This is a genomic window from Lysobacter sp. SCRH-1R (genome assembly GCF_057747855.1).
In genome coordinates this window covers 2,186,213-2,209,319 of sequence record NZ_CM173227.1, presented here as the reverse complement: position 1 = coordinate 2,209,319, position 23,107 = coordinate 2,186,213, and the positions used below count along the sequence as shown (strand labels likewise).

General features: G+C 69.0%; 23 protein-coding genes. 6 read left to right on the top strand and 17 right to left on the bottom strand.

The features are described from left to right. Positions 1 to 8: 8 nt before the first annotated feature. The 3 genes from AC3ANK_RS09910 to AC3ANK_RS09900 form a co-directional block, all read right to left on the bottom strand. Positions 9 to 404 carry a VOC family protein gene (locus AC3ANK_RS09910; protein ID WP_206860652.1) on the bottom strand — a complete coding sequence of 132 codons (396 nt, stop codon included), beginning with the start codon at positions 402 to 404 and terminating at the stop codon, positions 9 to 11. 78 nt (positions 405 to 482) lie between these two features. Next, positions 483 to 1,490 carry an SRPBCC domain-containing protein gene (locus tag AC3ANK_RS09905; protein WP_484171049.1) on the bottom strand — a complete coding sequence of 336 codons (1,008 nt, stop codon included), beginning with the start codon at positions 1,488 to 1,490 and terminating at the stop codon, positions 483 to 485. Next, positions 1,487 to 1,894, bottom strand: coding sequence for an ArsR/SmtB family transcription factor (locus tag AC3ANK_RS09900; RefSeq protein WP_484171048.1), 408 nt, complete (start codon positions 1,892 to 1,894; stop codon positions 1,487 to 1,489). The genes AC3ANK_RS09905 and AC3ANK_RS09900 overlap by 4 nt, the downstream gene beginning before the upstream one ends. Positions 1,895 to 2,036: 142 nt before the next feature. On the opposite strand from AC3ANK_RS09900, the gene AC3ANK_RS09895 reads away from it, so the two are divergent. From AC3ANK_RS09895 to AC3ANK_RS09885, 3 genes are all read left to right on the top strand, one after another. After that, positions 2,037 to 2,564 (top strand): phage baseplate assembly protein V, encoded by a 528-nt coding sequence (locus AC3ANK_RS09895; RefSeq protein ID WP_206860649.1) that lies wholly within the window; start codon positions 2,037 to 2,039, stop codon positions 2,562 to 2,564. Positions 2,565 to 2,625: 61 nt separating this feature from the next. Continuing rightward, entirely contained in the window at positions 2,626 to 2,886 is a 261-nt protein-coding gene (locus AC3ANK_RS09890; protein ID WP_484171047.1) for a hypothetical protein, read from the top strand. 432 nt (positions 2,887 to 3,318) lie between these two features. After that, positions 3,319 to 3,615: a hypothetical protein gene (locus tag AC3ANK_RS09885; protein ID WP_484171046.1), complete on the top strand. Its 297-nt coding sequence runs from the start codon at positions 3,319 to 3,321 to the stop codon at positions 3,613 to 3,615. A gap of 2 nt (positions 3,616 to 3,617) precedes the next feature. On the opposite strand, the gene AC3ANK_RS09880 is transcribed toward AC3ANK_RS09885, so the two are convergent. The 3 genes from AC3ANK_RS09880 to AC3ANK_RS09870 form a co-directional block, all read right to left on the bottom strand. Further along, on the bottom strand, positions 3,618 to 4,700 hold the full coding sequence (locus tag AC3ANK_RS09880; protein ID WP_484171045.1) for an OprO/OprP family phosphate-selective porin: 1,083 nt from the start codon (positions 4,698 to 4,700) through the stop codon (positions 3,618 to 3,620). A 114-nt stretch (positions 4,701 to 4,814) separates the two neighbouring features. Further along, positions 4,815 to 7,070, bottom strand: coding sequence for a methyl-accepting chemotaxis protein (locus tag AC3ANK_RS09875; RefSeq protein WP_484171044.1), 2,256 nt, complete (start codon positions 7,068 to 7,070; stop codon positions 4,815 to 4,817). A 174-nt stretch (positions 7,071 to 7,244) separates the two neighbouring features. Then, positions 7,245 to 8,873: a PAS domain-containing protein gene (locus AC3ANK_RS09870; protein WP_206860644.1), complete on the bottom strand. Its 1,629-nt coding sequence runs from the start codon at positions 8,871 to 8,873 to the stop codon at positions 7,245 to 7,247. Positions 8,874 to 9,712: 839 nt separating this feature from the next. Between AC3ANK_RS09870 and AC3ANK_RS09865 the strand changes: the two genes are divergently transcribed. After that, the gene (locus AC3ANK_RS09865) at positions 9,713 to 10,966 is read left to right on the top strand and encodes an MFS transporter (protein ID WP_484171043.1); all 1,254 of its coding nucleotides are present in this window, start codon (positions 9,713 to 9,715) and stop codon (positions 10,964 to 10,966) included. 58 nt (positions 10,967 to 11,024) lie between these two features. Here the strand turns inward: AC3ANK_RS09865 and AC3ANK_RS09860 are convergent, their stop codons facing one another. From AC3ANK_RS09860 to AC3ANK_RS09835, 6 genes are all read right to left on the bottom strand, one after another. Continuing rightward, positions 11,025 to 12,338 carry a sensor histidine kinase gene (locus AC3ANK_RS09860; protein ID WP_242525097.1) on the bottom strand — a complete coding sequence of 438 codons (1,314 nt, stop codon included), beginning with the start codon at positions 12,336 to 12,338 and terminating at the stop codon, positions 11,025 to 11,027. Positions 12,339 to 12,340: 2 nt separating this feature from the next. Further along, positions 12,341 to 13,081, bottom strand: a complete 741-nt coding sequence (locus AC3ANK_RS09855) for a response regulator (protein WP_484171042.1) — start codon at positions 13,079 to 13,081, stop codon at positions 12,341 to 12,343. Positions 13,082 to 13,137: 56 nt separating this feature from the next. Continuing rightward, on the bottom strand, positions 13,138 to 13,662 hold the full coding sequence (locus AC3ANK_RS09850; RefSeq protein WP_206860640.1) for a thioredoxin family protein: 525 nt from the start codon (positions 13,660 to 13,662) through the stop codon (positions 13,138 to 13,140). A gap of 110 nt (positions 13,663 to 13,772) precedes the next feature. Then, complete coding sequence (locus AC3ANK_RS09845) at positions 13,773 to 14,192, bottom strand: organic hydroperoxide resistance protein (protein WP_206860639.1); 420 nt, start codon at positions 14,190 to 14,192, stop codon at positions 13,773 to 13,775. Between the two features lie 230 nt (positions 14,193 to 14,422). Further along, the gene (locus AC3ANK_RS09840) at positions 14,423 to 15,097 is read right to left on the bottom strand and encodes a type 1 glutamine amidotransferase domain-containing protein (protein WP_484171041.1); all 675 of its coding nucleotides are present in this window, start codon (positions 15,095 to 15,097) and stop codon (positions 14,423 to 14,425) included. A gap of 70 nt (positions 15,098 to 15,167) precedes the next feature. Then, entirely contained in the window at positions 15,168 to 15,797 is a 630-nt protein-coding gene (locus AC3ANK_RS09835) for a Rossmann-fold NAD(P)-binding domain-containing protein (protein WP_206860637.1), read from the bottom strand. Positions 15,798 to 16,010: 213 nt separating this feature from the next. Here AC3ANK_RS09835 and AC3ANK_RS09830 point away from each other — a divergent pair, with 213 nt between their 5' ends. Beyond that, a complete protein-coding gene (locus AC3ANK_RS09830; protein WP_484171040.1) occupies positions 16,011 to 16,802 on the top strand; it encodes a TOBE domain-containing protein in 792 nt (263 codons plus the stop codon). On the opposite strand, the gene AC3ANK_RS09825 is transcribed toward AC3ANK_RS09830, so the two are convergent. The 5 genes from AC3ANK_RS09825 to AC3ANK_RS09805 form a co-directional block, all read right to left on the bottom strand. Beyond that, complete coding sequence (locus AC3ANK_RS09825; RefSeq protein ID WP_484171039.1) at positions 16,792 to 17,442, bottom strand: ATP-binding cassette domain-containing protein; 651 nt, start codon at positions 17,440 to 17,442, stop codon at positions 16,792 to 16,794. The genes AC3ANK_RS09830 and AC3ANK_RS09825 overlap by 11 nt on opposite strands. Next, positions 17,429 to 18,145: a molybdate ABC transporter permease subunit gene (gene modB, locus AC3ANK_RS09820; RefSeq protein WP_206860634.1), complete on the bottom strand. Its 717-nt coding sequence runs from the start codon at positions 18,143 to 18,145 to the stop codon at positions 17,429 to 17,431. The genes AC3ANK_RS09825 and modB overlap by 14 nt, the downstream gene beginning before the upstream one ends. Position 18,146: 1 nt before the next feature. Then, entirely contained in the window at positions 18,147 to 18,911 is a 765-nt protein-coding gene (modA, locus tag AC3ANK_RS09815; RefSeq protein ID WP_484171038.1) for a molybdate ABC transporter substrate-binding protein, read from the bottom strand. Between the two features lie 206 nt (positions 18,912 to 19,117). Then, the gene (locus AC3ANK_RS09810) at positions 19,118 to 19,324 is read right to left on the bottom strand and encodes a hypothetical protein (RefSeq protein ID WP_206860632.1); all 207 of its coding nucleotides are present in this window, start codon (positions 19,322 to 19,324) and stop codon (positions 19,118 to 19,120) included. Positions 19,325 to 19,443: 119 nt separating this feature from the next. Beyond that, entirely contained in the window at positions 19,444 to 20,265 is an 822-nt protein-coding gene (locus tag AC3ANK_RS09805; protein ID WP_484171037.1) for an alpha/beta fold hydrolase, read from the bottom strand. A 1,101-nt stretch (positions 20,266 to 21,366) separates the two neighbouring features. On the opposite strand from AC3ANK_RS09805, the gene AC3ANK_RS09800 reads away from it, so the two are divergent. Next, on the top strand, positions 21,367 to 23,103 hold the full coding sequence (locus AC3ANK_RS09800; RefSeq protein WP_484171036.1) for an alpha/beta hydrolase: 1,737 nt from the start codon (positions 21,367 to 21,369) through the stop codon (positions 23,101 to 23,103). Positions 23,104 to 23,107 lie beyond the last annotated feature (4 nt).

The window sequence follows — 23,107 nt, the reverse complement described above, 5'->3', positions numbered from 1 at the left end:
CGCGGCCTTCAATCGCCCGCGGGCACCTGCACCAGCTGGATCCAGTTTCCGCACGTATCGTCGAACTGCGCCACGATCGCCGGCCCCATCTCCGCCGGTGGCGCCTTGAAGCGCACGCCGCGTTCGACCAGCCGTTCGTACTCGGCCTGGATGTCGGCGCTGAAGAACGCCGTCGCCGGAATCCCGCGTTCGTACAGCTGGCGCTGGAATTCGCGCGCGAAGTCCATGCCGTTGGGTTCCAGCAGCAGCTCGACGCCGGCCGCGCCTTCGGGCGAGGTCACCGTCAGCCAGCGCGCGCCACCGGCCGGCATGTCCTTGTCGAGCTGGAAGCCGAGCACGCGCGTGTAGAAATCGAGCGCGTGCGCCTGGTCGTCCACCAGTACGCTGGTCAGTCGGATCTGCATGCGTGGGTACTCCGTGCGGTGTTGGAAGAACGGGCACTCCGATGCGACGCACTATCGCGCCGCATCGGAGCGTCATGCTCACGTCGCCGGAATGCGCTTCTCGTACTCGGCATTCACCGGTCCGAGCGTGGCCCAGAAGCCCGCCGGCGTGCGTCCCGCAAGGCGGTCGGCCAGGATGCCGAGGTGCGTGTGCCAGCCACCGGCGACATCGACCATGCCTTCGCGGCTGGCCAGGCGGCTGTGCGTGAGCACCAGCTGCACTTCGTCGCCGCGTGGCGTGAGTTCCATGCGCACGCGCGAATCGCTGCCGTTGTCCTCGCCCCAGGTGAACACCAGCAGGCGCGGCGGATCGCATTCGATCACGTGCCCATGCGACTGGATTTCGCCACCGTATTTCGCGTACTTCGGCGGTGGCGCGACATCGTTCGCGGTCAGGCGGTTGTTGTGGAAGACCAGCTCGACCGCGCCGCCGGGACGCAGGTCCATTTCGCCGCGCGCGAGCCAGGTGCCGCGTTTCTCCGATTCGGTGAGGTAGGCCCAGACGCGCTCGATCGGGCCGGGTAGCAGGCGTTCGATGCGCAGGGTGTCGGGCGCGGTGACGATGCCGAAGTCGTTCATGGGTGCTGCTCCTTCGCGTGGGGAACGGGTGTTCGAGAACGGGTGTTCGAGATGGCGCGCGAGCGAGGCGAGGATCGTGGTCCAGCCCTGTTCGGTGCGATCGGCGTAGGGCGCGTATTCGGGCGCCATTTCGTGGGTGAGGGTGAGCCGGCAGCCGTCCCCGTCGGGTTCGATGTCCACGGTGATGCGGTCGCCCCGTGCCTGCGGATCGAGCGCGAGCGTCAGCACCAGCCGGCGCGGGCGATCGATCTCGAGATAGCGGCCGTAATGCGCGGCATCGCCGTCCGGACGACGTTCGACGATCGCGTATGCGCCGCCGACGCGCGGATCGACGTCCACGCGCAGCATCTGTCCGCCCTGCGTCGCGTACAGCCAGCGGCCGAGCGTGGCCGGATCGAGCCACGCGTCGAACACGCGCTCGGCGGATGCCTCGAAACGACGGTTCACGCGCACGGCGACGGAACTCATCGCCTGCTCCGGTCCGGGCGGCCGGGCTTGATCGTCGCGGCCTTCCGCGGCGGCTTCCCGCGCGCGGCGTTCTCGCGATCCTCGGCCCGCAGCAGCGATTCGAGCGCGTCCAGGCGCTGGTTCCAGAACCGCTCGTAATGACGCATCCATTCCATGCCGGCATGCAGCGGGCGCGCGTCGAGCCGGCACACGTGCGTGCGGCCCTGCACCTCGCGCTGCACCAGGCCCGCGCCTTCGAGCACCTTGATGTGCTTGGACGCGGCGGCCAGCGAGATCTCGAACGGCTGCGCGAGCTCGCCCACGCTGCGCGGCCGGTGCGAGAGATCGCGCACCATCGCGCGGCGGGTGGGGTCGGCGAGGGCGCGGAACACCGCGTCGAGGCGATCGGAGTGTAATTCAACCATGTGGTTGAATATCGACATCGCGGTGCCGATTGTCAACCATCAGGTTGAATGTTCCGACGAGCGGCGCGCCGGCCGGATCGTGGCCTGCGGCGGTGGCCGTTCACGTTCGAAATCCAGAGGGGCCTGGCCCAGGGAACCGACGATGCCGCAGACGAGCAAGCCCGCGCCGCAACGCCATTTCGGCAAGCACCGCGGCGTGGTGATGGACAACATCGATCCCCTGCAACTGGGGCGCGTGCTGGTGCAGGTTCCGCAGGTGTTCGACGGCGACGGGCGCTGGGCGATGCCGTGCGTGCCGGTGGCCGGCCACCAGAGCGGACTGTTCCTGCTGCCGCCGGTGGGCGCGCCGGTGTGGGTGGAATTCGAGCAGGGCGACGCCGAACTGCCGATCTGGGTTGGCGGTTACTGGGTCGACGCGGCCGAACTGCCATCGCTGGCGCAGGCCGGGCACGCGGTCGCGCCGGCGCTGGTGCTGCAGACGCCGGGACGCAATGCGCTGACCGTGTCCGATCTCCCCGGGCCCGACGGCGGCGTGCTGCTGCGTTCGCAGAGCGGCGCATCGCTCGCGGTGAACGACGCCGGCATCACCATCAGCAACGGACGCGGCGCGAGCATCGTGCTGGCCGGCTCGATGGTCACCATCAACGACGGCGCGCTGACGGTGGTGTGACGTGCCGGGCCTGATCCTCCATCTGGGCGCGAGCGTGACCTGCTCCCACGGCGGCCCCGCGGTGCCGACCGTGCCTTACTCGCGCGTCACGCTGTCGGGCCATCCCGTGGTGACGGTGGCCGCACCCTACCAGATCGCCCACTGCAACCTGCCCGCACCGGCCGAAGCGCTGCGCTGCACGGGCGGCCAGTGGCTGCATGGCAGCACGCGCGTGTTCGCCGGCGGACGGGCGCTCGTGCTCGACAGCAGTCCGTCGATGTGCGTCCCCAATGGCGCGGCGATGCTGGTGCTGGAGTGCCAGACGCGGGTGAATGCGGTGTAGGGCTCGCCGTTCCCCTTGGGTTGCGGTTCGAGAGTGCGTCACGATGTCCGTCGGCGAATCGCTGCGGCACCGCTTGAGGTGCTGTGCTCGTCGCGAGCCTCTTCGGCCCGGCGGAATTGCCCGACCGTCATGTGCGGAAATCCTGCGAAGCGGGCGAAGTCCTGCCCGCTCACGACGCGGCGAATTCCGACATGAGCTCGCGGCACGTTTCCCGCGCCGCTGGCGTGTTCCCGTACACGCGATCTTTGCGTTCGCTCCTAGCCTGTCCCCGTTCCGAAACATGCGGGGAAGCGAATGCATCGGCGATGGTGGCTGCTATCCGTACTGCTGTGCGCGCTGTTGCCGCGCACAGCCGCAGCGTCGCAGAACGTGCACAAATGCATCGCACCCGGAGGCGCGACGACTTACCAGGACTCGCCATGCGAGGATCCCTTGCGCGAAGCGGCCCGGTGGGAAGCGCCCATCGACCCGCACCCGCCTGCCGAACCGTCGAATGCGGCGGCGCCGAAGCGGGAGCGTGACAGCAGCACCCCCGGCGTCGCGTCCAGACGTGCCGGCACGCGCATGCGAAGCAACGGCAGCGCGAGCAGCATTCGCACCGCGTCCAGGCCGTCCGCGTGCGAAGCGGCGAAAGCGAACCGCGACAGCACGCTCGAACGCGTCGGTCTCAAGCGCACCTACGACCTGCTCAGCCGTCTGGACGAGCAGGTGCGAAGGGCATGCCGATGAGGTCAGAACTGCAACTGCAGGCGCATCAGCAGCAGGCGCGGGTCGTCGTCCACGTCCCGCCGACGGCTGTCGGCGATCACATAGTTCGCCATCACGCGCGCATACCGGTTGAGATACCAGGTCGCGCCGAGGTTCCAGTCCGATTCCACGCCACCGCGCGACGCGGCCGAATCCAGATCGAGCACGCTGTAACGCAGGACGAGTTCCCACGCCATGCCATCGCCGACCGTCGGCGCGGACACCGTGCCGGCCTTGTAATTGCGGCGATGCCCGGAAGGCGACCAGCTGGCGAGCGCGTATCCGCCGGTGCCACGAAGATCCGCCTCGCCATCGCGCGTGGCATGGACCGCGGCGGCTTCGGCCTGCACCGACCACGCGCCGCCGATCCACAGCGCTTCCAGGCCCGCGCGCTCGACGCGATCCACGTCCACGATCGTGCCGGTATCGACCAGGCTGGAGGTTGCCAGCGCGGTTTCGGGCTTGCTCGAGAACCGCGCGCTTTCGCTGTCGGGCGAATCCACGGCCGCGCCGACGCCCAGGTGCAGCAGGTCTTCGCCGAAGTGCAGCGCGCGCGAGGCGCGCACCGCCATGCCGACGCCTTCGTTCTTGCCGTCCAGGCGCTTGCCGAAAACCGCCGCGTTGACCGCATGGTCCGCGTCCGACCAGCCATAGCCGACGCCGATGCGGCGGCCCAGCGCGAACGCGCCCAGCAGGGAGGCGTCCATCATCGGCGTCTGCCGTGCGCTGGTCGCATCCTCCATCAGGAACGGCTGCTTGAACTGGCCCAGGCGCAGCGCATGCCCCTTGGCGGGCGTGAACTGCAGATAGACGTCGGGCGTGGAGCGGTCGGTGAACTCATGCTCGACGTTGACCTGCCAGCGCTCGCCGGCCTTGAGCACGAAGCCCAGGCGCGCCGAGCGCACCTTGTCCACGTCCTCGAACGGTTTGACGTCCGGCTGCGCTTCGACGTTGTCGTAGTAGATGACGCCCGTGGGCTTGAAGGAGATGGCGCCGGCATGGGCGCAGACGGGGAGAGCGGCGACGGCAAGCGCGATCGCCAGCGATCGGATCGGGAAGTGCGACATCGGGGAACCGGAAGAAGCGGCGCCGCGAACGCAGCGCCGGAAGTGAAGGGGAGTGCGGCGCCCGTGGAAAGCGGGCGCGCACTCGACTACGGGTCGATCAGGAGACGGGCTGGATCAGAATTCCTGCCAGTCCGAATCCATCGCGGCGGCGGCGCCGCCACGAACCTTCCGCGGCGCGGGAGCCGGACGCGTGGCAGCGGCCTTCACCGGCGCCCTGGGCTTTTCGGCGCGGGACGCGGCCGGCAGATCGACGACCGGCGCGCGCAGGTTCGCTCCCTGCGCGGTGCGGAACACCGCAACGGTCTGCACCAGCTGCTTGGACTGCTGCTCCAGGCTGCGCGCGGCGGCGGAGGCTTCCTCCACCAGTGCCGCGTTCTGCTGCGTGCCTTCGTCCATCTGCGTGATGGCCTGGTTGATCTGCTCGATGCCGGCGGACTGTTCCTGCGATGCGGCCGAGATGTCGGCGATGATGTCGGTCACCTTGCGCACGCTGCTGACGATGTCCTCCATCGTGCGGCCGGCCTGGTCGACCAGCTGGCTGCCTTCCTCGACCTTCACCACCGAGTCGGTGATCAGCTGCTTGATCTCCTTGGCGGCGTTGGCCGAACGCTGCGCCAGCGAGCGCACTTCGGCGGCGACGACCGCGAAGCCGCGACCCTGTTCGCCGGCGCGTGCGGCTTCCACCGCGGCGTTCAGCGCCAGGATGTTGGTCTGGAACGCGATGCCGTCGATCACGCCGATGATGTCGGCGATCTTCTTCGACGACTCGTTGATGGCGTTCATGGTGTCGACGACCTCGCCGACCACCGTGCCGCCCTGGCCGGCGACTTCCGCCGCGCTCTGCGCCAGCTGGTTGGCCTGTCGCGCGTTGTCGGCGTTCTGGCGCACGGTCGAGGTGAGTTCCTCCATCGACGAAGCGGTTTCCTCCAGCGAGGCCGCCTGCGATTCGGTGCGCTGCGACAGGTCGTTGTTGCCGGCGGCGATTTCCGCCGCGGCCGAGCTGATCGCATCCGAGCCCTGGCGGATCTGGCCCACGATCTCCGACAGCTTGTCCACGGTGCGGTTGGCGTCGCTGGCGAGGCGGCCGAACTGGCCCGGAAGTTCCACTTCGACGCGGCGGTTCAGGTCGCCGTCGGCCACCGCGGAGAGCAGCGTGCCCACTTCGTCCAGGCCGTTGTCGGCAGTCGCCATCAGCTGGTTCAGCGCGTCCACCACGTCGCGATAGACGAACTCGAAGCGCGACGCGTCGCCGCGACGGCTGAAGTCGCCCGCGACCGCGGCGTCGACCAGCGTCTTGATCTCGGCATTGATCGCGTTCATGCCGCTCTTGACCGAGTCGACCGCATCGGTGATGCGCGCCTTCTGGCCGGGCAGGCGGTCCATGTCCTGCGACAGGTCGCCACGGGCGTAGGCGGCCACGATGGCGATCGCACGGGCATTGAGGCGGATGTGCGAATCCACCAGCGCGTTGATTTCGCCCGCCATCTGACCGTAGGCGCCGGGCAGATCGCGGTTGTCGATGCGGAAATCGATCTCGCCTTCGTCATGTCGACGGGCAATCTCGCCCTGCGCGTGGGCGAAGCGCTGCAGGGTCGCCTGCATCTGGCTCATGCTGCGCAGCAGCTGACCGGCTTCGTCCTGGCTGTCGACCACGATGCGCTCGTCGATGCGGCCGGCGGCGATGCCCTGGGCGACGCTCGTGGCGCGTGCCAGCGGACGGGAAATCGCGCGTGCCAGCAGGAAGCCGAGCCCCGCGCCCAACAGCACCAGCACCGCGATGCCGACCCAGATGTTCCGCACGGTGCTGCGATGGTTCGCTTCCGCCAGGCCGACCATGTTGTCGAGACCCTTGGCGTTGTAGCCGGTCAGGTCACCCAGGGATGCGAAAAGCCTGCGCCGGATCGGACGCGACTCCTCGCCGGAGACACGGCTGGCCTCGGCGAAGTCGTTCGCGGCCACCGCGGCCATCATCTTGTCGTGCGCGGCGAAGTACGCCGAGAGGTCCCGCGCCACCACGTCGTAACGCTTGCGTTCCTCGGCGCTGGAAATCAGCTTCTGGTAGGCCTCGATGGCCGCGTCGATCTTCGCCTTCGAGTCCTCCATGCGCTTGCGGTAGTCGGCCAGCTGCGTCTCGTTCCCCTGGAACTGCAGCTGCGAGATCTCGAAGGTGCGGTACTCGCCCAGTTCCGCGCGCATGCCGAGCAGATGGCGAACCGAAGGCACCCAGTTGCGGTTGATGTCGGTGATCTGCACGTTGCCGGCGCTCAACTGCATGATCGAATACCCGCCGAGCAAGGCGGCCAGGGCGATCACGGCGGCAAAGGCCACCGCCAGTTTCCTGGCGATGGAAAGGTTCTTGAATCCACTCATGGGGAACTGCTCGTAGGAAGGAGGCGGACGGTCCGCGGAAGCGTTACGGTTCGGTTAACGGCACCCGCCGTGCGGGCTGAAGCTCCGAAACTGAACGGCAACGTTCATGCTGTAGCGGCGTACGCGCATTCAGGAAAGACGCCGCGATGCATGCCGCGCAGGCATGCCGTGCAGTCAGGCGGGGCCGCCGTCTGTTCCCGACGCCATCGCCAGCCCCAATGCGATGCGGACCTTCGAAAGCAGTTCGACCTGACGAAACGGCTTGGAGAGCACGTCGAACTCGATCGGCCCGTCTTCGGATTCGCTGCCGGCCTGGCCGGTCATCAGCAGGACGCTCAGACGCGGGAACCGCCGCACGGCCTCGCGGGCAAGCGCGAGCCCGCTGCGCGTTCCGGGCATGACGATGTCGCTGAGCACCAGGTCGAACGGGCCGTCGAGTTCGAGGCAGGCCAGCGCCGATTCGGCTTCGTATGCGACGGCCACGCTGTAGCCGTTCATCTCCAGCGATTCCTTCACCAGCATGGCGAGATCCTCGCGGTCGTCGACGACCAGCACACGTGGCGCGGCCGGTTCGGTCGCCTCCGCCATCTCCGCGCGCGCGGCATCGATCGTGTCCGTGGCGGGGAACAGGAAGGTCACGCGCGTTCCAAGGTCCTTCTGGCTTTCCAGGAACAACGTGCCGCCGGATTGGCGCGCGAAGCCGTACGCCATCGACAGCCCCAGGCCCACGCCGTTGCCTTCGCCCTTCGTGCTGAAGAACGGATCCAGCACGTGCGCGAGGATCGCCCGCGACATGCCGCAGCCGTTGTCCGCGATCTCGATGGCCACGTAGCGGCCCGCCGGAATGTCGCGCATGCGCGCCTCGTGCGCATCCACATCGTGGTTGCGCGAACTGAGGGACAGGCTCTGATCGCCGCGTCCCTGCATCGCGTCGCGGGCGTTGATGGCGACGTTGAGCAGCGCGGTCTCGGCCAGCACCGGATCGAGCGTGCACCCCCACACGCCGTCGCCGGGATGCAGCGTCAGCTGCACCTGCTCGCCGAGCGCGCGGCCGAGCACCGCGCGCAGGTTCTCGAGCAGTTCGTTGACGCACAGCGCCGTGGCACTGCCGGGGCGTCCGCGCGAGAACGTCTGCAACTGCGAGGTGAGGGCGTCGACCCGATCGATCGCGTCGCGACAGCGGCCGAAGTGCCGCAGCGTACGGTGGGGCAGCTCCGGCGACTGCATCACATCCTGTTCCAGGATGTCGAGCGTGGTGCCGATCACCTGCAGCAGGTTGTTGAACTCGTGCGCGATGCCGCCCGTCAGCTTGCCCAGCGCTTCCAGGCGCATGCATTGCTGCAGCGCATCCTCCATCTCCTTGCGCCGCGTGACGTCGCGCTGGTAACCGAACAGGCAGCCAACGCGGCCGTTCGCCTCTTGCACCGGCGAGATGTGGAGCAGGTTCCAGAACGTGCTGCCGTCCTTGCGGTAATTCACGATTTCCGTGGCGAACTCGCGTTGTTCCGCGATCGCGGCGGCGATGTCCGCCACCGTTGCGCGATCGGTCTCCGGCCCCTGGAGGAAACGGCAATTGCGCCCGAGCACCTCCTCGCGCGCATAGCCGGTCATGCGCAGGAACGCTTCGTTGACATAGAGGATCGGGTTGTCGCCGCCGATGCCCGCGACGACCATGCCGACGCTGCTCTGCTCGACGATCCTCGCGAACACCTCGGGCGCGAATTGCGGAACGCATTCGCCCTCGTTCGCCGCCGGTGCCGGAGCAGGGTGCAGCGATTCCGGATCGACGCCTGCCTGGCCCACGTGATGCTCCCCGGCGCCTGCGCCGCGCCGAAACCTTCCGGATGCGCACACGATGGCGCTGCGCGTGTGAACGCGCCGCATAGCGGGAAGGGCGAGGTGCGGATTCCGTGCACGCACTGCCGGGTCGGCGTGGCGCGGATGAATCGATGTCCGATGGGACAATCGCGCGGCAGATCATGCGGGCTGTCGCCGTCGTACCACGAAGGCCGCGGTCCAGCCATGTGGATCGTCCCGTCGGCTACGTGGGGCGCGGGATTTCGGTGTCGAGCCCTCCGCTGCGGACCAGTAGAGGGAGCAAGAGGCGGAGCTAAAGTGCGAGGGCAGAGCACTAGCGCCAGGCGCTCACGGAAGTGATGGCACCGCTATTCCTCCTCCCGCTGCTTGCAAGGGGAGGTTGGGGGGGGCGGAGGCACGGTCCGCGGCGAACTTGATGAGGTGAACCTGACGAAAGGGCGCTGAGCACTTCACCCTCCCCAACCCTCCCCTGCGGAGCAGGAGAGGGAGCAAAGAGCGAGTGCAAGGCGGCACGTGGGCGTGGGGCGACAGCGTGCTGCGCGCGTCGATCCACGCTCGACCGCGACAGAAAGACCATGGGCTCACCGACGCGGTGGCGCCTCTGTTGCTCCTCGCCCCCTGCTTGCAGGGGAGGTTGGGAGGGGGTTAGAGGCGCGGTCCGCGCCGAACTTGATGAGATGAGCCTGACGAAGTGGCGCCGTGCACTTCACCTCCCCAACCCTCCCTGCGGAGCAGGGGAGGGAGCCCAACGGTGAATCACAATCCGATGTCGAATCCCTCCCTCCCGGTTCGTCCAAGCGGATGAGCCCCCGGAGAACCGCCGCATGAACGCAAGCCACGTCGCTTCCTATCCCCCCGACCGCAACTGGCCGCTGGTCGCCGCTGGCGCCGTGCTGGGTTGCGTCGGCGTCGGGGTGATCTTCGCGCTGGCGGTCCTGCTCGGGCCGATGAGCGTCGCGACCGGCTGGTCGCGCGGCGCGTTGTCCAGCGCGATGACGCTGGCGTTCCTGAGCATGGGCGTGGGCGGTTTCGCCTGGGGCACGCTCAGCGACCGCATCGGACCGCGCAAGGTCGTGCTGGTCGGGGCGGTGCTGCTCGGGTTGTCGTGCATCCTCGCCGGCCGCGCGACGAGCCTGTGGCAGTTCCGGCTCACCTACGGCGTTCTCATGGGCGTGGCGGTGTCGAGCTTCTTCGCGCCGGTGATCGCCGCCACGGCCTCGTCGTTCGAGAAGCGCCGCAACATCGCCGTGTCGCTCGTGTCGGCCGGCGTCGGCGTCGCGCCGATGACGATGTCGCCGCTCGTCGCGTGGCTGGTGACGCAGTACGACTGGCGACAGACCTTGCTGATCGTCGGCGTCGTCGCGTGGGCGCTGACCCTGCCGGCGGTATGGTTCGTGCGCGCTTCGCCGATTCCTGAGCCTGGTCGCGAACACGCATCCGCAAGTGAACCCGGCGAGCGCACCATCGGCAACGCGGGACAGGCACTGCGCTCGCGCGCCTTCATCGTGCTGGCACTGACGTTCTTCGCCTGTTGCGCCGCGCATTCGGGCCCGATCTTCCACACCGTGAGCTACGCCGTCGGCTGCGGCCTGGCGGTGACGACGGCCGTGACGATCTACAGCATGGAAGGCGCGGCCGGGCTGGGAGGACGCGTGCTGTTCGGACTGCTCGCCGACCGGCTCGGCGCGAAGCCGGTGCTGATCGCGGGGCTGCTGATCCAGGCCATCGCCGCGGTGTCGTACCTGGGCGTGAACCAGCTCGACGGCTTCTACGCGGTGGCGATCGTGTTCGGCATGGCGTATGGCGGCACGATGCCGCTGTACGCCTCGCTCGCGCGGGAAGCGTTCAGTCCGCAGATCCTAGGCCTCATTCTCGGTGCGGCCGGCATGCTGTCGGCGTTGGGAATGGCGCTCGGGCCGCTGCTCGGCGGATGGCTGTTCGATCGCTACGGCAGCTACACGTGGATGTACATCGGGTCGATGTCGGTGGGGCTGGGGGCGGCGGCGATCGCGCTGTGGTTCCCGTCGAAGCGGAAGCCGCGCCGGCCGGAGGCGCTGCGCCCCGTGTTGCAGGAGTAGCGATGCGAATCTCCCGGGCGTTCGGATCGAGCGACGTTCTTCACGGTAAGGGCGAAGCTCACGCCCGCCGCAACCGCACCATCGCCTCCAGCCCGCCGCCGTCCCGATTGCGCAACATCAGCGTCGCGCCGATCGACTCCGCCAGCTGCTGCGCGATCGCCAGCCCCAGTCCGGTGCCGCCGGTATCGCGATTGCGCGACGCTTCCAGGCGGTAGAACGGCTCCAGCACGCGGGCGAGTTCCGCCTCGGGAATGCCCGGCCCACGATCGCGGATGCGGATCGCGACCGCATCCGCTTCGTCGCGCAGATCGACCTCGGCCGCGCCTGCGTACTTCAGCGCGTTGTCGATCAGGTTGGCGACGACGCGGCGCAGTGCGTGCGGACGGGTGACGACCGGCGCGGCGATGCGGCCGTCGAGGTTCACCGGTCGCCCCGTATCGCGGTAATCGCAGACCAGGCTGTCGAGGAACGCGTTGAGGTCCAGCCGCACCGGCGGCTCGTCGCTGCCATGCGCGCTGCGTGCGTAGGCGATGCCTTCGCGCACCAGGTGCTGCATCTGGTCGAGGTCGTCGAGCAGCTTCGTGCGCTCGGGCGCTTCGTCCATCGACTCGGCGCGCAGCTTCATCCGCGTGATCGGCGTCTGCAGGTCGTGCGAGATCGACGCGAGGATCTGCAACCGCTCCTTCATGTAGCGCGCGATGCGGTCCTGCATCGCGTTGAAGGCGCCGGCGGCCTGCGCGACTTCGATCGGGCCGTCGGTGCCGAGACGTTCGCCGTCGCCGTCGGGGCGCACGTTCTCCGCTGCCCGCGCGAGCCGCGCGAGCGGGCGCGTCGCCAGCCGCACTGCGGCCCAGGCGCACAGCAGCAGCACGGCCAGCTGCAACGCGAGCAGGTAGGGAAGCCACCGCGCCAGCGGCATCACCGAGGGCTGGACGTCGATGACCACGGGGCTGCCATCGCGCAGGCGCACCTGCACCTGGAAGCGTTCGGGATCGCGCGACAGCTGCCGCGCTCGCGTCGTGTAGCGCGGGCCGAGCGCGCTCGCGATGGTGCCGGCCATCTGGCGCGAGGTCGCGCCTTCCAGCGGCGTCCCCGGATCGCCTTCACCGAGCGCGTAATGGAACGTCCGCCGCCGCAGCATCGGCAGCCAGTACGCGCGTTCGTCCGGCGGCAGGCGGTCGAGAAGGTTCACGGCGACGACCACGTCCTGTTCCAGGTTGGTCATCAGCATCGAACTCGCGGCCTCGTAGCGCTCGTAGAACAGCAGCCCGAACGACAGCGCGTGCGCGAGCAGCAGCCCGCCGGCGAGGATCGCGTACAGCCGCGAGGCCATGCTGCGCGGAAGCCAGCGCGATCCGGCATGCGCACGCATGTTCATCCGTCCTCGCCCACGACGGTCACCGCCATGCTGAAGACATAGCCCTCGCTGCGCACGGTCTTGATGTAGCTCTGATCGCGCGCGTCGTCCTGCAGGCGCTGGCGCAGGCGGCTGACGAGCAGGTCGATGGAGCGGTCGAACAGTTCCGCATCGCGGCCCTGCGTCAGGTTCAGCAACTGGTCGCGGCTGAGCACGCGGTTGGGATGGTCGAGGAACACGCGCAGCAGGCGGAACTCCGCGCCGCTGAGCGCCACCACGGTGCCGTCCGGATCGAGCAGGTGCCGCGCGGTGGTGTCCAGCCGCCAGCGACCGAACGCGAGCAGGCGCGCGGCTTCGGTGACCTGCAGGTTCGGCGGCAGCATGCGCGTGCGCCGGATGACGGCCTTGATCCGCGCCAGCAGTTCGCGCGCGGCGAAGGGCTTGGTGACGTAATCGTCGGCGCCCATTTCCAGGCCGATGATGCGGTCGGTCTGGTCCTCGCGCGCGGTCAGCATCACCACCGGGATCGCGCGATGCCGGCCGGCGCGCAGGTTGCGGGTGAGGGTGAGGCCGTCCTCGCCGGGCATCATCAAGTCCATCACGATCAGGTCGATGGCGTGCGTCTCCAGCACCGCGCGCATCTCGCGCCCGTCGGCGGCCTCGCTCGCGCGCAGACCGTTCTTGCGCAGATAGGCGGCGACCATCTGGCGGATCTCGCGATCGTCGTCCACGACCAGGATGTGGTCTGCGTGTTCCATGCGGCGCTCGGGAAGAGGGAGGCGATGACGCGATTGTGCCATCGCCCCGGGAGGGTTCAGCGCGTGGCGAGCAGTTCGCGGATGCGCTGCTCGGTGGCCTCGTAGCCGCCTTCGCCGTAGTGGCGATGGACGATGCGGCCGTCGCGATCGACCAGGTACAGCGCCGGCCAGAAGCGGTTGCCCCAGGCGTTCCAGGTCTCGTAGCCGTTGTCCTGCGCGACCGGATAGGCGATGCCGAAGCGTTCGATCGCGCGGCGCACGTTGTCGGTGCTGCGCTCCTCGTCGTACTCGGGCGTGTGCACGCCGATCACGACCAGGCCCTGCTCGCGGTAGCGCTCGTGCCACTGCCGCACGTGCGGCAGGACGTGGATGCAGTTGATGCAGGAGTACGTCCAGAACTCCACCAGCACGACCTTGCCCTTCAGCCCCGCCATCGTCTGCGGCGGTGCGTTGAGCCAGCGGGAAATGCCGGTGAATTCCGGTGCGGGCGCGGCTTTCGGCGGCTCGGCCTGCGCACCGGGCGCGCAGCCGGCGAGCAGCGTGAGCGACAGCGCGAACGCGGTGAGGATCGACTTGAACATGGGACACCTGCTGATGAGGTTTGTGGGCGATCGACGGAACGACACCGCCTCGCGGCCCGGGCACGGCGCAGGCGCGCCTGCCCGGGCCGCGTCGCGGTCGCGATCCAGGTTCAGGTGACGATCTCGACGTCCACGTCGCCGCGCGTCATGCGCGAGTACGGGCAAGTCTGGTGCGCGATGTCGACCAGCTGCCGGCGCGTGGCCTCGTCCAGCCCGGGCAGCTTGACGTCGAGCTTCACCGCGAGCTGGTACTCGCCGTTCGCGGTCTTGCCGAGCACGACATCCGCATCGACCGCGGTATCGGCCGGCAACTTCACCTTCAGCTCGTTCGCGGCAAAGCCCAGCGCGCCGATGAAGCACGCCGACCAGCCGATGCCGAACAACTGCTCCGGATTGGTGCCGGGGCGGTTCGAACCCGGCGTGCTGAGCGCGACATCGATGGCGCCGTCGCTGGAACGGCCCTTGCCGCTGCGCCCGCCGGTGACATGGGTGTGCGCGGTGTAGACGACGGTCTGGAGGGAGTGGGTCATGGCGATGTTTCCTCGGTGTGGGTGGCCGGTGGTTTCCGGTGGCGCCATTCCATGCCCGCGCGGTATCGCGCCCGTGTCGGGCGACCGGGAATTTTGTCGGGGAATGTGGCCGTCAGGTGCGCGGATACAGCCCGATACAAACGCGCCACCGAAGCACCGCAGCCCTGATAGCCCGGGCAAGCGAAGCGCACCCCCGGCCGCCGCCGCGCCGAAAATCGAACCTCTGCCGCCTAACGCAACAACCCGAGCAGCGCCTCCGCCGTGGCCTCCGAAGACGCCGGGTTCTGCCCGGTCACCAGTCGTCCATCGACGATCGCGAAGCTCTGCCAGTCCGCGGCCTTTTCGTAACGGCCGCCGAGGCGCCTGAGTTCGTCCTCCACCAGGAACGGCACCACCTCCGTCAGCTTCACCGCCGCTTCCTCGGAGTTGGTGAAGCCGGTGACGCGGCGGCCTTTCACCAGCGGCTCGCCGTCGTGCTTCACGTGCCGCAGCACACCGGGCGCATGGCAGACGGCGGCGACCGGCTTGCCGGCGTCGAAGAAGGATTCGATCAGGCGGATCGACGCGGGATCTTCCGCGAGATCCCACAACGGCCCGTGGCCGCCGGGATAGAACACGGCGTCGAAATCGTCGGGGGACAGCGAATCCAGCCGCTTCGTGTCGGCCAGCACGGCCTGTGCCTTCGCATCGGCCTTGAACCGGTCCTGTGCAGGCGTCTGGTTCGACGGATCGTCGCTCTTGGGATCGATCGGCGGCTGTCCGCCCTTTGGCGAAGCCACGGTGACCTGCGCGCCGGCGTCGATGAACACGTAGTACGGCGCGGCGAATTCCTCCAGCCAGAAGCCGGTTTTCTCGCCGGTGTCGCCGAGGCGGTCGTGCGAGGTGAGGACCATCAGGATCTTCATGGCGTGGCGGTCGCGATGGTGGAAACGAGCCCGCAGTCTCGCGCGCGACCGGTTAGCCGACGGTGATGCGTCAGGTCAGCGCGTCGGATGCGACCACGTGGACGCCCGGCCGCGCCTGCACGGCGGCATCCACCATGCATTGCGCGATGCGCGCGGCCGGATTGATCCGCCAGCGCCGCGGCAGCAGCGGATGCAGCACGCGCAGCGCCGCCGTCGCCACGCGTTCGCCGGCACGGAATTCCTCGCGATCGCCGCCGATCAGTCCCGGCCGCAGCAGCGTCAGCGAGGCGAAACCCAGGGCAGTGAGGTCGCGTTCCACTTCGCCTTTCACGCGGCTGTAGAAGATGCGCGAACCGGCGTCGGCGCCCATCGCGGAATTGAGCACGAAAGTGGAGGCGCCGTGCGCCTGCGCCAGGCGCGCGACGGCGAGCGGATAGTCGTGGTCCACGCGACGGAACGCCTCCTGCGACCCGGCCGTGCGGATCGTCGTGCCCAGCGCGCAGACGACCGCATCGACCGTCCACCACGGCGCATCGGCCGGCAACGCGTCGAAGTCGACCACCGGTGCGAGCAGCTTCGGATGATCGGCGGCTGGCCTGCGCGTGGGCGCGATCACCTGCGCGATGGCCGGATGCGCGAGCGCGATCTCCAGCGCATGCCGGCCGACGAGACCGGTGGAACCGACGATCATCAGCCTCATGCGTCCTCCAGCCGTCGCGCGGAAGCGGCGAGTGTGTGTGGCCAGCGTTGCGGCGTCCAGTCACCAGAGCTTCTGTAGCCCGGGTAAGCGAAGCGCACCCGGGGAAGCCTCGCCGCCACGGATACGACGCGGCGACCCCGGATGCGCTTCGCTTACCCGGGCTACGAAGGCCCGCTGCGTTACAGTTCACCGCCCCGGACATCGCGAAACCCGATGCGCATCCACAGCTCGCTCACCGTCGAAGCCTCGCGCGGCCGGTTCGGCAGCCGCCGCTGGATGGAACTGCTCGAGGCGATCGGCAGCGAGACGTCCATCGCCGCCGCCGCGCGCCGCGTCGGACTGAGCTACAAGGCCGCGTGGGACGCGGTGGAGGCGATGAACAACCTCGCCGACGCGCCGCTGGTCGAGCGCGTGGTCGGCGGCAAGGGCGGCGGGGCGACACGGCTCACGCCGGAGGGCGAACGCCTGGTCGCGACGTGGCGCGAAGCCGAGGCGCAGAACGCGCGGTTCGTCGAGCTGCTCAACCAGCGCATCGCCAACGCCGGGCGCGACCTGGACATCATCGGGAGGTTCGCCATGCTCACCAGTGCGCGCAATCACTTCGCCGGCCGCGTCGCGCGCATCGTGCACGGCGCGGTGAACGACGAGGTGGAACTGGAACTGCGCGGCGGCGGGCGCATCGTCGCCATCGTCACGCACGAAAGCACGCAGCACATGGGCCTGGCCGTCGGCGCGCAGGCGATCGCGCTGGTCAAGGCGTCCAGCGTGGTCGTCGCCACCGACCTCGACGGCGTGCGCCTGTCCACGCGCAACCAGCTGCCCGGCATCGTGTCGCGGGTGACGCCCGGCGCGGTGAACACCGAAGTCGTGATCGAAGCCGAAGGCGGCACGACCATCGCCGCCATCGTCACGAACACCTCCGCCGAAAAGCTGCGACTCGCCGAAGGCACCCGCGCCAGCGCGCTGTTCGAGGCCTCCAGCGTGATCCTCGCCGTCAGCCCGTGACCTTCGCTTCCAGCCGTCCGCGCTCCATGCCGAGCACGCGGTCGGCGAGGTAATCCAGTTCGCCGTGCGCGTGGGTGACGTAGAGCATCGGCAGCCGCGTCTCGTCCTTGATGCGCTTGAGGAAGGGCAGGATCTGGCGCTTCAGCCGATCGTCGAGCGAGGACAGCGGTTCGTCGAGCAGCAGCAATTGCGGCGAATAGAGCAGGGCGCGGCCGAGCGCCACGCGCTGGCGCTCGCCGCCGGAGAGCAGGGTGGGGCGGCGATCGAGCAGCGGCGCGATTTCCAGCAGCTCCGCCACGCCGTCCAGTTCGAAACGGCGCATCGCCTGCGGGATGCGCGCGTGGCCGAACAGCAGGTTCTGGCGCACGGTGAGGTGCGGGAACAACTGGCCGTCCTGGAACACCAGGCCGACGTGGCGATCCCACGGCGGCACGAACCGGCGCGCACCGGTGTCGACCAGCACGCGTTCGCCCAGCCTGATCCGTCCACGCGCGGGCGTGAGCAATCCCGCCAGCAACGCCAGCAACGTGCTCTTGCCCGAACCCGACGGCCCGTACACGCCGGTCACGCCGTCGCCGACGTCCGCGATGGCTTGCAGCGCGAAGTCGCCGCGCGCGAAGTGCAGTTCAAAGCTCAGCATGCGGCCCCCGATCGTGGAAGCCGAGCCGGCGTTCGGCGCGCAGGCCGATCCAGCGGCTGACCAGCAGCGCGGCCACTGCGAGCGCGATCGACAGCAGCGACAGCCTCAACGCCGCCGCTTCGCCATCGGGCACGTGGGTGAGGCTGTAGATCGCCAGCGGCAGCGTGCGGGTTTCGCCGGGGATGTTGCCGACGAAGGCCATCGTCGCGCCGAATTCGCCCAGGCTGCGCGAGAAACACAGGATGCAGCCGGCGATCACGCCCGGCGCCGACAACGGCAGGGTCACGTTGAGGAACGTGTCCCACGGCTTCGCGCCGAGCGTCGCCGCCGCCTTCTCCAGACGCGGATCGATGAGCCGGACCGCCAGCCGGATCGGCTGCACCATCAGCGGGAAGGCCATCACCGCCGAGGCGATCACCGCGCCTTTCCAGGTGAAGGCGACGACGATTCCGAACGTGTCGAGCAGCCAACGCCCCAGCGGCCCCTGCGTGCCCAGCAGCAACAGCAGCAGATAGCCCGGCACCACCGGCGGCAGCACCATCGGCAACTGCACCAGCGTGTCGATCCACACCTTGCCGGGGAACTGGCGGCGTTCGAGCAGCCAGCTCAGCGCGATGCCGAACGGCAGGCAGGCGGCCGTCGCGCACAACGCGACCTTCGCCGACAGCGCCAGTGCATCCCATTCCTCGGGCGAGAGCCACATGTCAGCGCGCGCCCGTGGTGAAGCCGTACCTTGCGAAGATCGCGGCGGCGGTCTTCGAGGTCTTCACGTATTCGAGGAAGGCGCGGGTTTCCGGACGCGCGCCGCGCACGATCGCCATCGGATACACGATGGGTTCGTGCGAGGCGGCGGGGAACGTCGCCAGCACCTCGACCCTGCGGCTGATCTTCGCGTCGGTGGCATAGACGATGCCGAGCGGGCATTCGCCGCGTTCGACGAAGGCCAGCGCGGTGCGCACGTCGTCGGTGCCGACCACGCGGCCCTGCAGCGCGTTCCACCAGCCAAGGTCCTGCAGGGCCTGGCGCGCGTAGATGCCGACGGGCACGACGCCGGGCTCGCCGGTGCACAGTTTTCCGTCGAACGCGTCGGCCAGGTCGAAGCCGCGCTGCATGTGCACCGGGAAGCGCCTGCCGCGCGGCACGATCATCACCAGCGTGTTGCCGGCCACGTTCGCGCGCGTGCCCGGCGCGAGCTTGCCGCGCCGGTCGAGGTGATCCATCCAGGTCGCATCGGCGGATGCGAACACGTCCGCCGGTGCGCCGGCTTCGATCTGCCGGGCCAGCGTCGAGGAGGCGGCGAAGGCCAGGCGTGGTTTGGGGTGGCCGGCCTTTTCCCATTCGGTGGCGATGTCGCCGAGCGCGTTGGTCAGGCTGGCGGCGGCGAACACGCGCACGGGCTGCTCGGCGGCGGCCGGCGCGAAGGCGAGCGCGAGCGCGCACAGCGCGGCGTGGCGAGGCCAGGCGGACATCGGGGGAGGGCTCCTGGGACGGCGGGATATAGGGGGCTATATAGCGCATGTCCGGGCCTGGCGCGCACAGGAGGGCCTCGCCGGCGTGCCGGGGCCGGGAGAGTAGGGCCCCTCTCCCACCGGGAGCGGGGTTGGGGCGAGGGTCGGGACGCGCGATGTAACGATGCAGCCGGTGCAAGCGCTCAGGCGATCACCAGCGACCCAACCTAGAACGGATCCCTCGACCAGCTCTCATGCGCGATCGCCTCCACGCGCCCCCAGTCCAGGTCGTTGGAGAGCACGCTCGAATACCAGCCCAGTCGCAGGTGCGGCTCCACTTCGTCCCATTCCATGTGCGGCAGGTGGGAACGCGCGGTGCGGCCCAGGTCTTCGAGGAAGGCCCGCTGGCTATCGGTCACGAGCATCTCGGACATGACGGGTTCCATCCATGCGGGGATCTTCGACCCTACGCCGAAGGGTCGCGCCGTGTCTGAACGACGCGGCGAGCGCCGCATGCGCCGGCCAACGCGCCGGCGCATGCATCCTGGCGCGCTCAACTGCGCAGGAACGCCAGCAGATCGCGATTGATCACGTCCGCATGCGTGGTGCACATGCCGTGCGGGAAACCCTCGTACACCTTCAGCGTCGCATTGCGCAGCAGCTTGGCCGAAAGACGCGCGGAATCGTCGATCGGCACGATCTGGTCGTCGTCGCCGTGCATCACCAGCGTGGGCACCTCGATGCTCCTGAGGTCTTCGGTGAAGTCGGTTTCCGAGAACGCCGCGATGCAGTCGTACTGGGGCTTCGCGCCGCCCATCATGCCCTGGCGCCACCAGTTCTGGCGCACGGCTTCCGACAGCGTCGCGCCGTCGCGGTTGTAGCCGTAGAAGGGGATCGGGAAATCCCAGTAAAACCCGGCGCGATTGGCGGCGAACTGCTCGCGCAGGCCGTCGAACACCTGCTTGTCGAGTCCGCCCGGATTGCTCGCCGACTTCACCATCACCGGCGGCACCGCGCCGATCAGCACGAGCTTGGCCACACGGCCCTTGCCATGCCGTGCGACATACCGCGTCGCTTCGCCGCCGCCGGTGGAATGGCCGACGTGGATCGCGTCGCGCAGGTCCAGCTCCCTGGCGAGCGCGGCGACATCGGCCGCGTAGGTGTCCATTTCGTTGCCGGTCGCCGTCTGCGTCGAGCGCCCGTGGCCGCGGCGATCGTGCGCGATCACGCGATAGCCCTGCGCGAGGAAGAACATCATCTGGGTGTCCCAGTCGTCGCCGCACAGCGGCCAGCCGTGGTGGAACACGATCGGCTGGCCGGTGCCCCAGTCCTTGTAGAAGATCTTCGTGCCGTCCTGCGTGGTGATGTGGGTCATGGGGGTGTCCTTCGTTGAGGGAACGGGGATGAGGAAACGAACGGAGGAACGAGGAACGAGCGACAGCGACGAGGCGGGGAGCAGAAGCAACGACTCGTCGTTCCCGCGCTGGCGGGAACCCGGGGACGCTTCGCGCTTCAGCGGTGGACTTCCGGAAGAGGAACGCCCGCCTTCATGGCGCGAAGGGAGAAATGCACGAAACGAAAGTAAAGCACCGCGGACACGCGACGCCGATGTTCGAAAAACCAGTACACCAGGACCTTAGCGACGGCTGCGCACCGCGGGTAGCCATCGCCACGATCTCACCGCGTTGCCTGCCGCGCACCAATGGCACGCCGCCGCAGCCGCTTCACTGCAACCCAAACACCTGCAATCCGGATACCCGCCGCAGCTTTCCGGATTGCGCTGCACGTACACGTGGACGATGCGCTCGCCATCGTTTCGAACGACTGGGCCGATTCGAGCGCGCCGCGCAAGTAGCGCGCTCGAGAGGCGAGTGTGGCACAGCGTACTGGCGGCTGGATGACAGGCCGAAGCGATCCGTCGAGGCACGCAACTTCACGACGGACGCCGGCCGCGGCCCAGGGACAGGGAAGGGGACACCAAAAGGGACACCGAACCGGCCGTCCGGGCACAGCCGCTCCCCTTGGCCCGTCCGAGGAGCATGGACACCGATTTCCCTCCCTCCGATCCGCGCCAGCCGTCGCCGCTGGACATGCCGCGTTCGCCTGCCGCTGCCCACATCCCGAAGCAGGTGGCGCTGGTGCGGCGTTGCGCGCCCGAGCAGGCTCGGCGACTGCAACGCGCGAGACCGTCATGATCCTGGCCCGCATGCGTCCATCGACGCGTTGTTCGTGGCATCAAGTGCGTGCTGCTGCCGCCCGGCATGATCCCACCGATGCGCCCCTCGTCCTCGTGGGTCGCGAACGCATCCGCTATCACGGAACCGTCACGCCACGTACACCTATCCTCGCCCGTCCCCGCAGGGAGCGATGGTGATGCGACAGGCATGGTCCGCGAACCTCGCCCCCACGCACGCGCCGGAGAACGGGGCGATCCGCACGAACACCCCCGACGCCCACTGAAGCGCGCGCGAGTGCCATGCGCGAGGCGAACATCCATGGCGCGGCGATCGAAGGCGAACGGCACCGACACCTCGCGGCCCTCGCGCGACTGCCGGCGCCGCTGTCCCCGGTTGGCGTCGTCGTCGGCTCGCTGTTCCTCGTCGCCTCGCTCACGCCGAGCCTGATCCCGCGCACGCCCGCGATGCAGGGGGTGCTGGCCGGCGCCGGTTTCGCCACCGGGTATGCCATCGGCGTGTTCGCCCGCTGGTTGTGGGAGTACCTGGAAATCCCGCCCGCGCGCGGCCGTACGCCACGACACGTGCTACGCACGTCGCACGCGCTGTGCGCGCTCGCGGTGCTGTGGGCGCTGTGGCGCGCGCCGCACTGGCAGAACCAGGTGCGTGCGGTGTTCGGCCTGGCGCCGGAGGAGGGCGTCGATTCGATCATCGTCGCGCTCGCGGCGGCGCTCGCCTTCGGCGTGCTGCTCGGCGCGGCGCGCGTGTTCGGTTTCCTCGCGGCGTGGTTCTCGCGCTCGCTCGGCATGGTGCTGCCGCGACGCATGGCCGGCGTGCTCGGCGTGTCGGCGGTGCTCGCGCTGGTGATCGTGCTCAGCAACAACGTCGTGCTGCGCATCGCGTTGCAGGTGATCGACTCGTCGTTCCGCCAGGCCGATGCGCTGATCCCGCCCGACACCGCGCCGCCGCAGGAGGCATACCGCACCGGCAGCCCGCAATCGTTGATCGCATGGGAAAACCTCGGGCGCATGGGCCGGCGCTTCGTCTCCAGCGCACCGGACGCCGCGGACGTCGCAACGCTCGCCGGCGAACCGGCGCAGACGCCGTTACGCGTATACGCCGGTTTGCCGTCGGCGAATTCCGCGACGGAGCGCGCGCAACTGGCGCTCGCCGAACTCCGCCGCGTCGGCGGTTTCTCGCGCAGCGCGCTCATCGTGATCACGCCGACCGGCACCGGCTGGATCGATCCGGCCGCGATCGAACCCGTCGAATACCTGTACCGCGGCGACATCGCCAGCGTCGCGATGCAGTACTCGTACCTGTCCAGCCCGTTGTCGCTGATGATCGAGCCCGAATACGGCGAGGAAAGCTCGCAGGCGCTGTTCGAGGCCGTGTACGCGTACTGGCGCACGCTGCCGCCGCAGGCGCGGCCGAAGCTGTACCTGCACGGTCTGAGCCTGGGCGCGATGAACTCCGAACGTTCGCTGGAGCTGTTCGACGTGCTCGGCGATCCGCCGCAGGGCGCGCTGTGGAGCGGCCCGCCGTTCGCCGCGCGGCAATGGCGCAGGCTCACGGCGATGCGCAATCCCGGCTCCCCCGCGTGGCGGCCGGAATTCCGCGACGGCCGCTTCGTGCGCTTCATGAACCAGCACGGCTCGCCGGTGCCTTCCGACGCCCCCTGGGGGCCGATGCGGGTGGTCTACCTGCAATACGCCAGCGATGCGATCACCTTCTTCGATCATCGCGATCTGTTCCGCACGCCGGACTGGCTGTATCCGGTGCGCGGGCCGGACGTCGCGCCACAGATGCGCTGGTATCCGGTCGTTTCGACCATGCAGCTGGTGCTCGACATGACGCTGGCCGACGAGACGCCCATGGGGTTCGGCCACGTGTACGCGCCTTCGCACTACGTGGCCGCATGGCGCGAGGTCGCGGGCATCGACGACTGGTCGCCACGGGATCTCACGCGATTGGCGCGCGTGCTCGACGAGCGCCGTGCGGCGGAACTCGCGCGCGACGAGGACGAGGGCGGCGGCTGAGCGC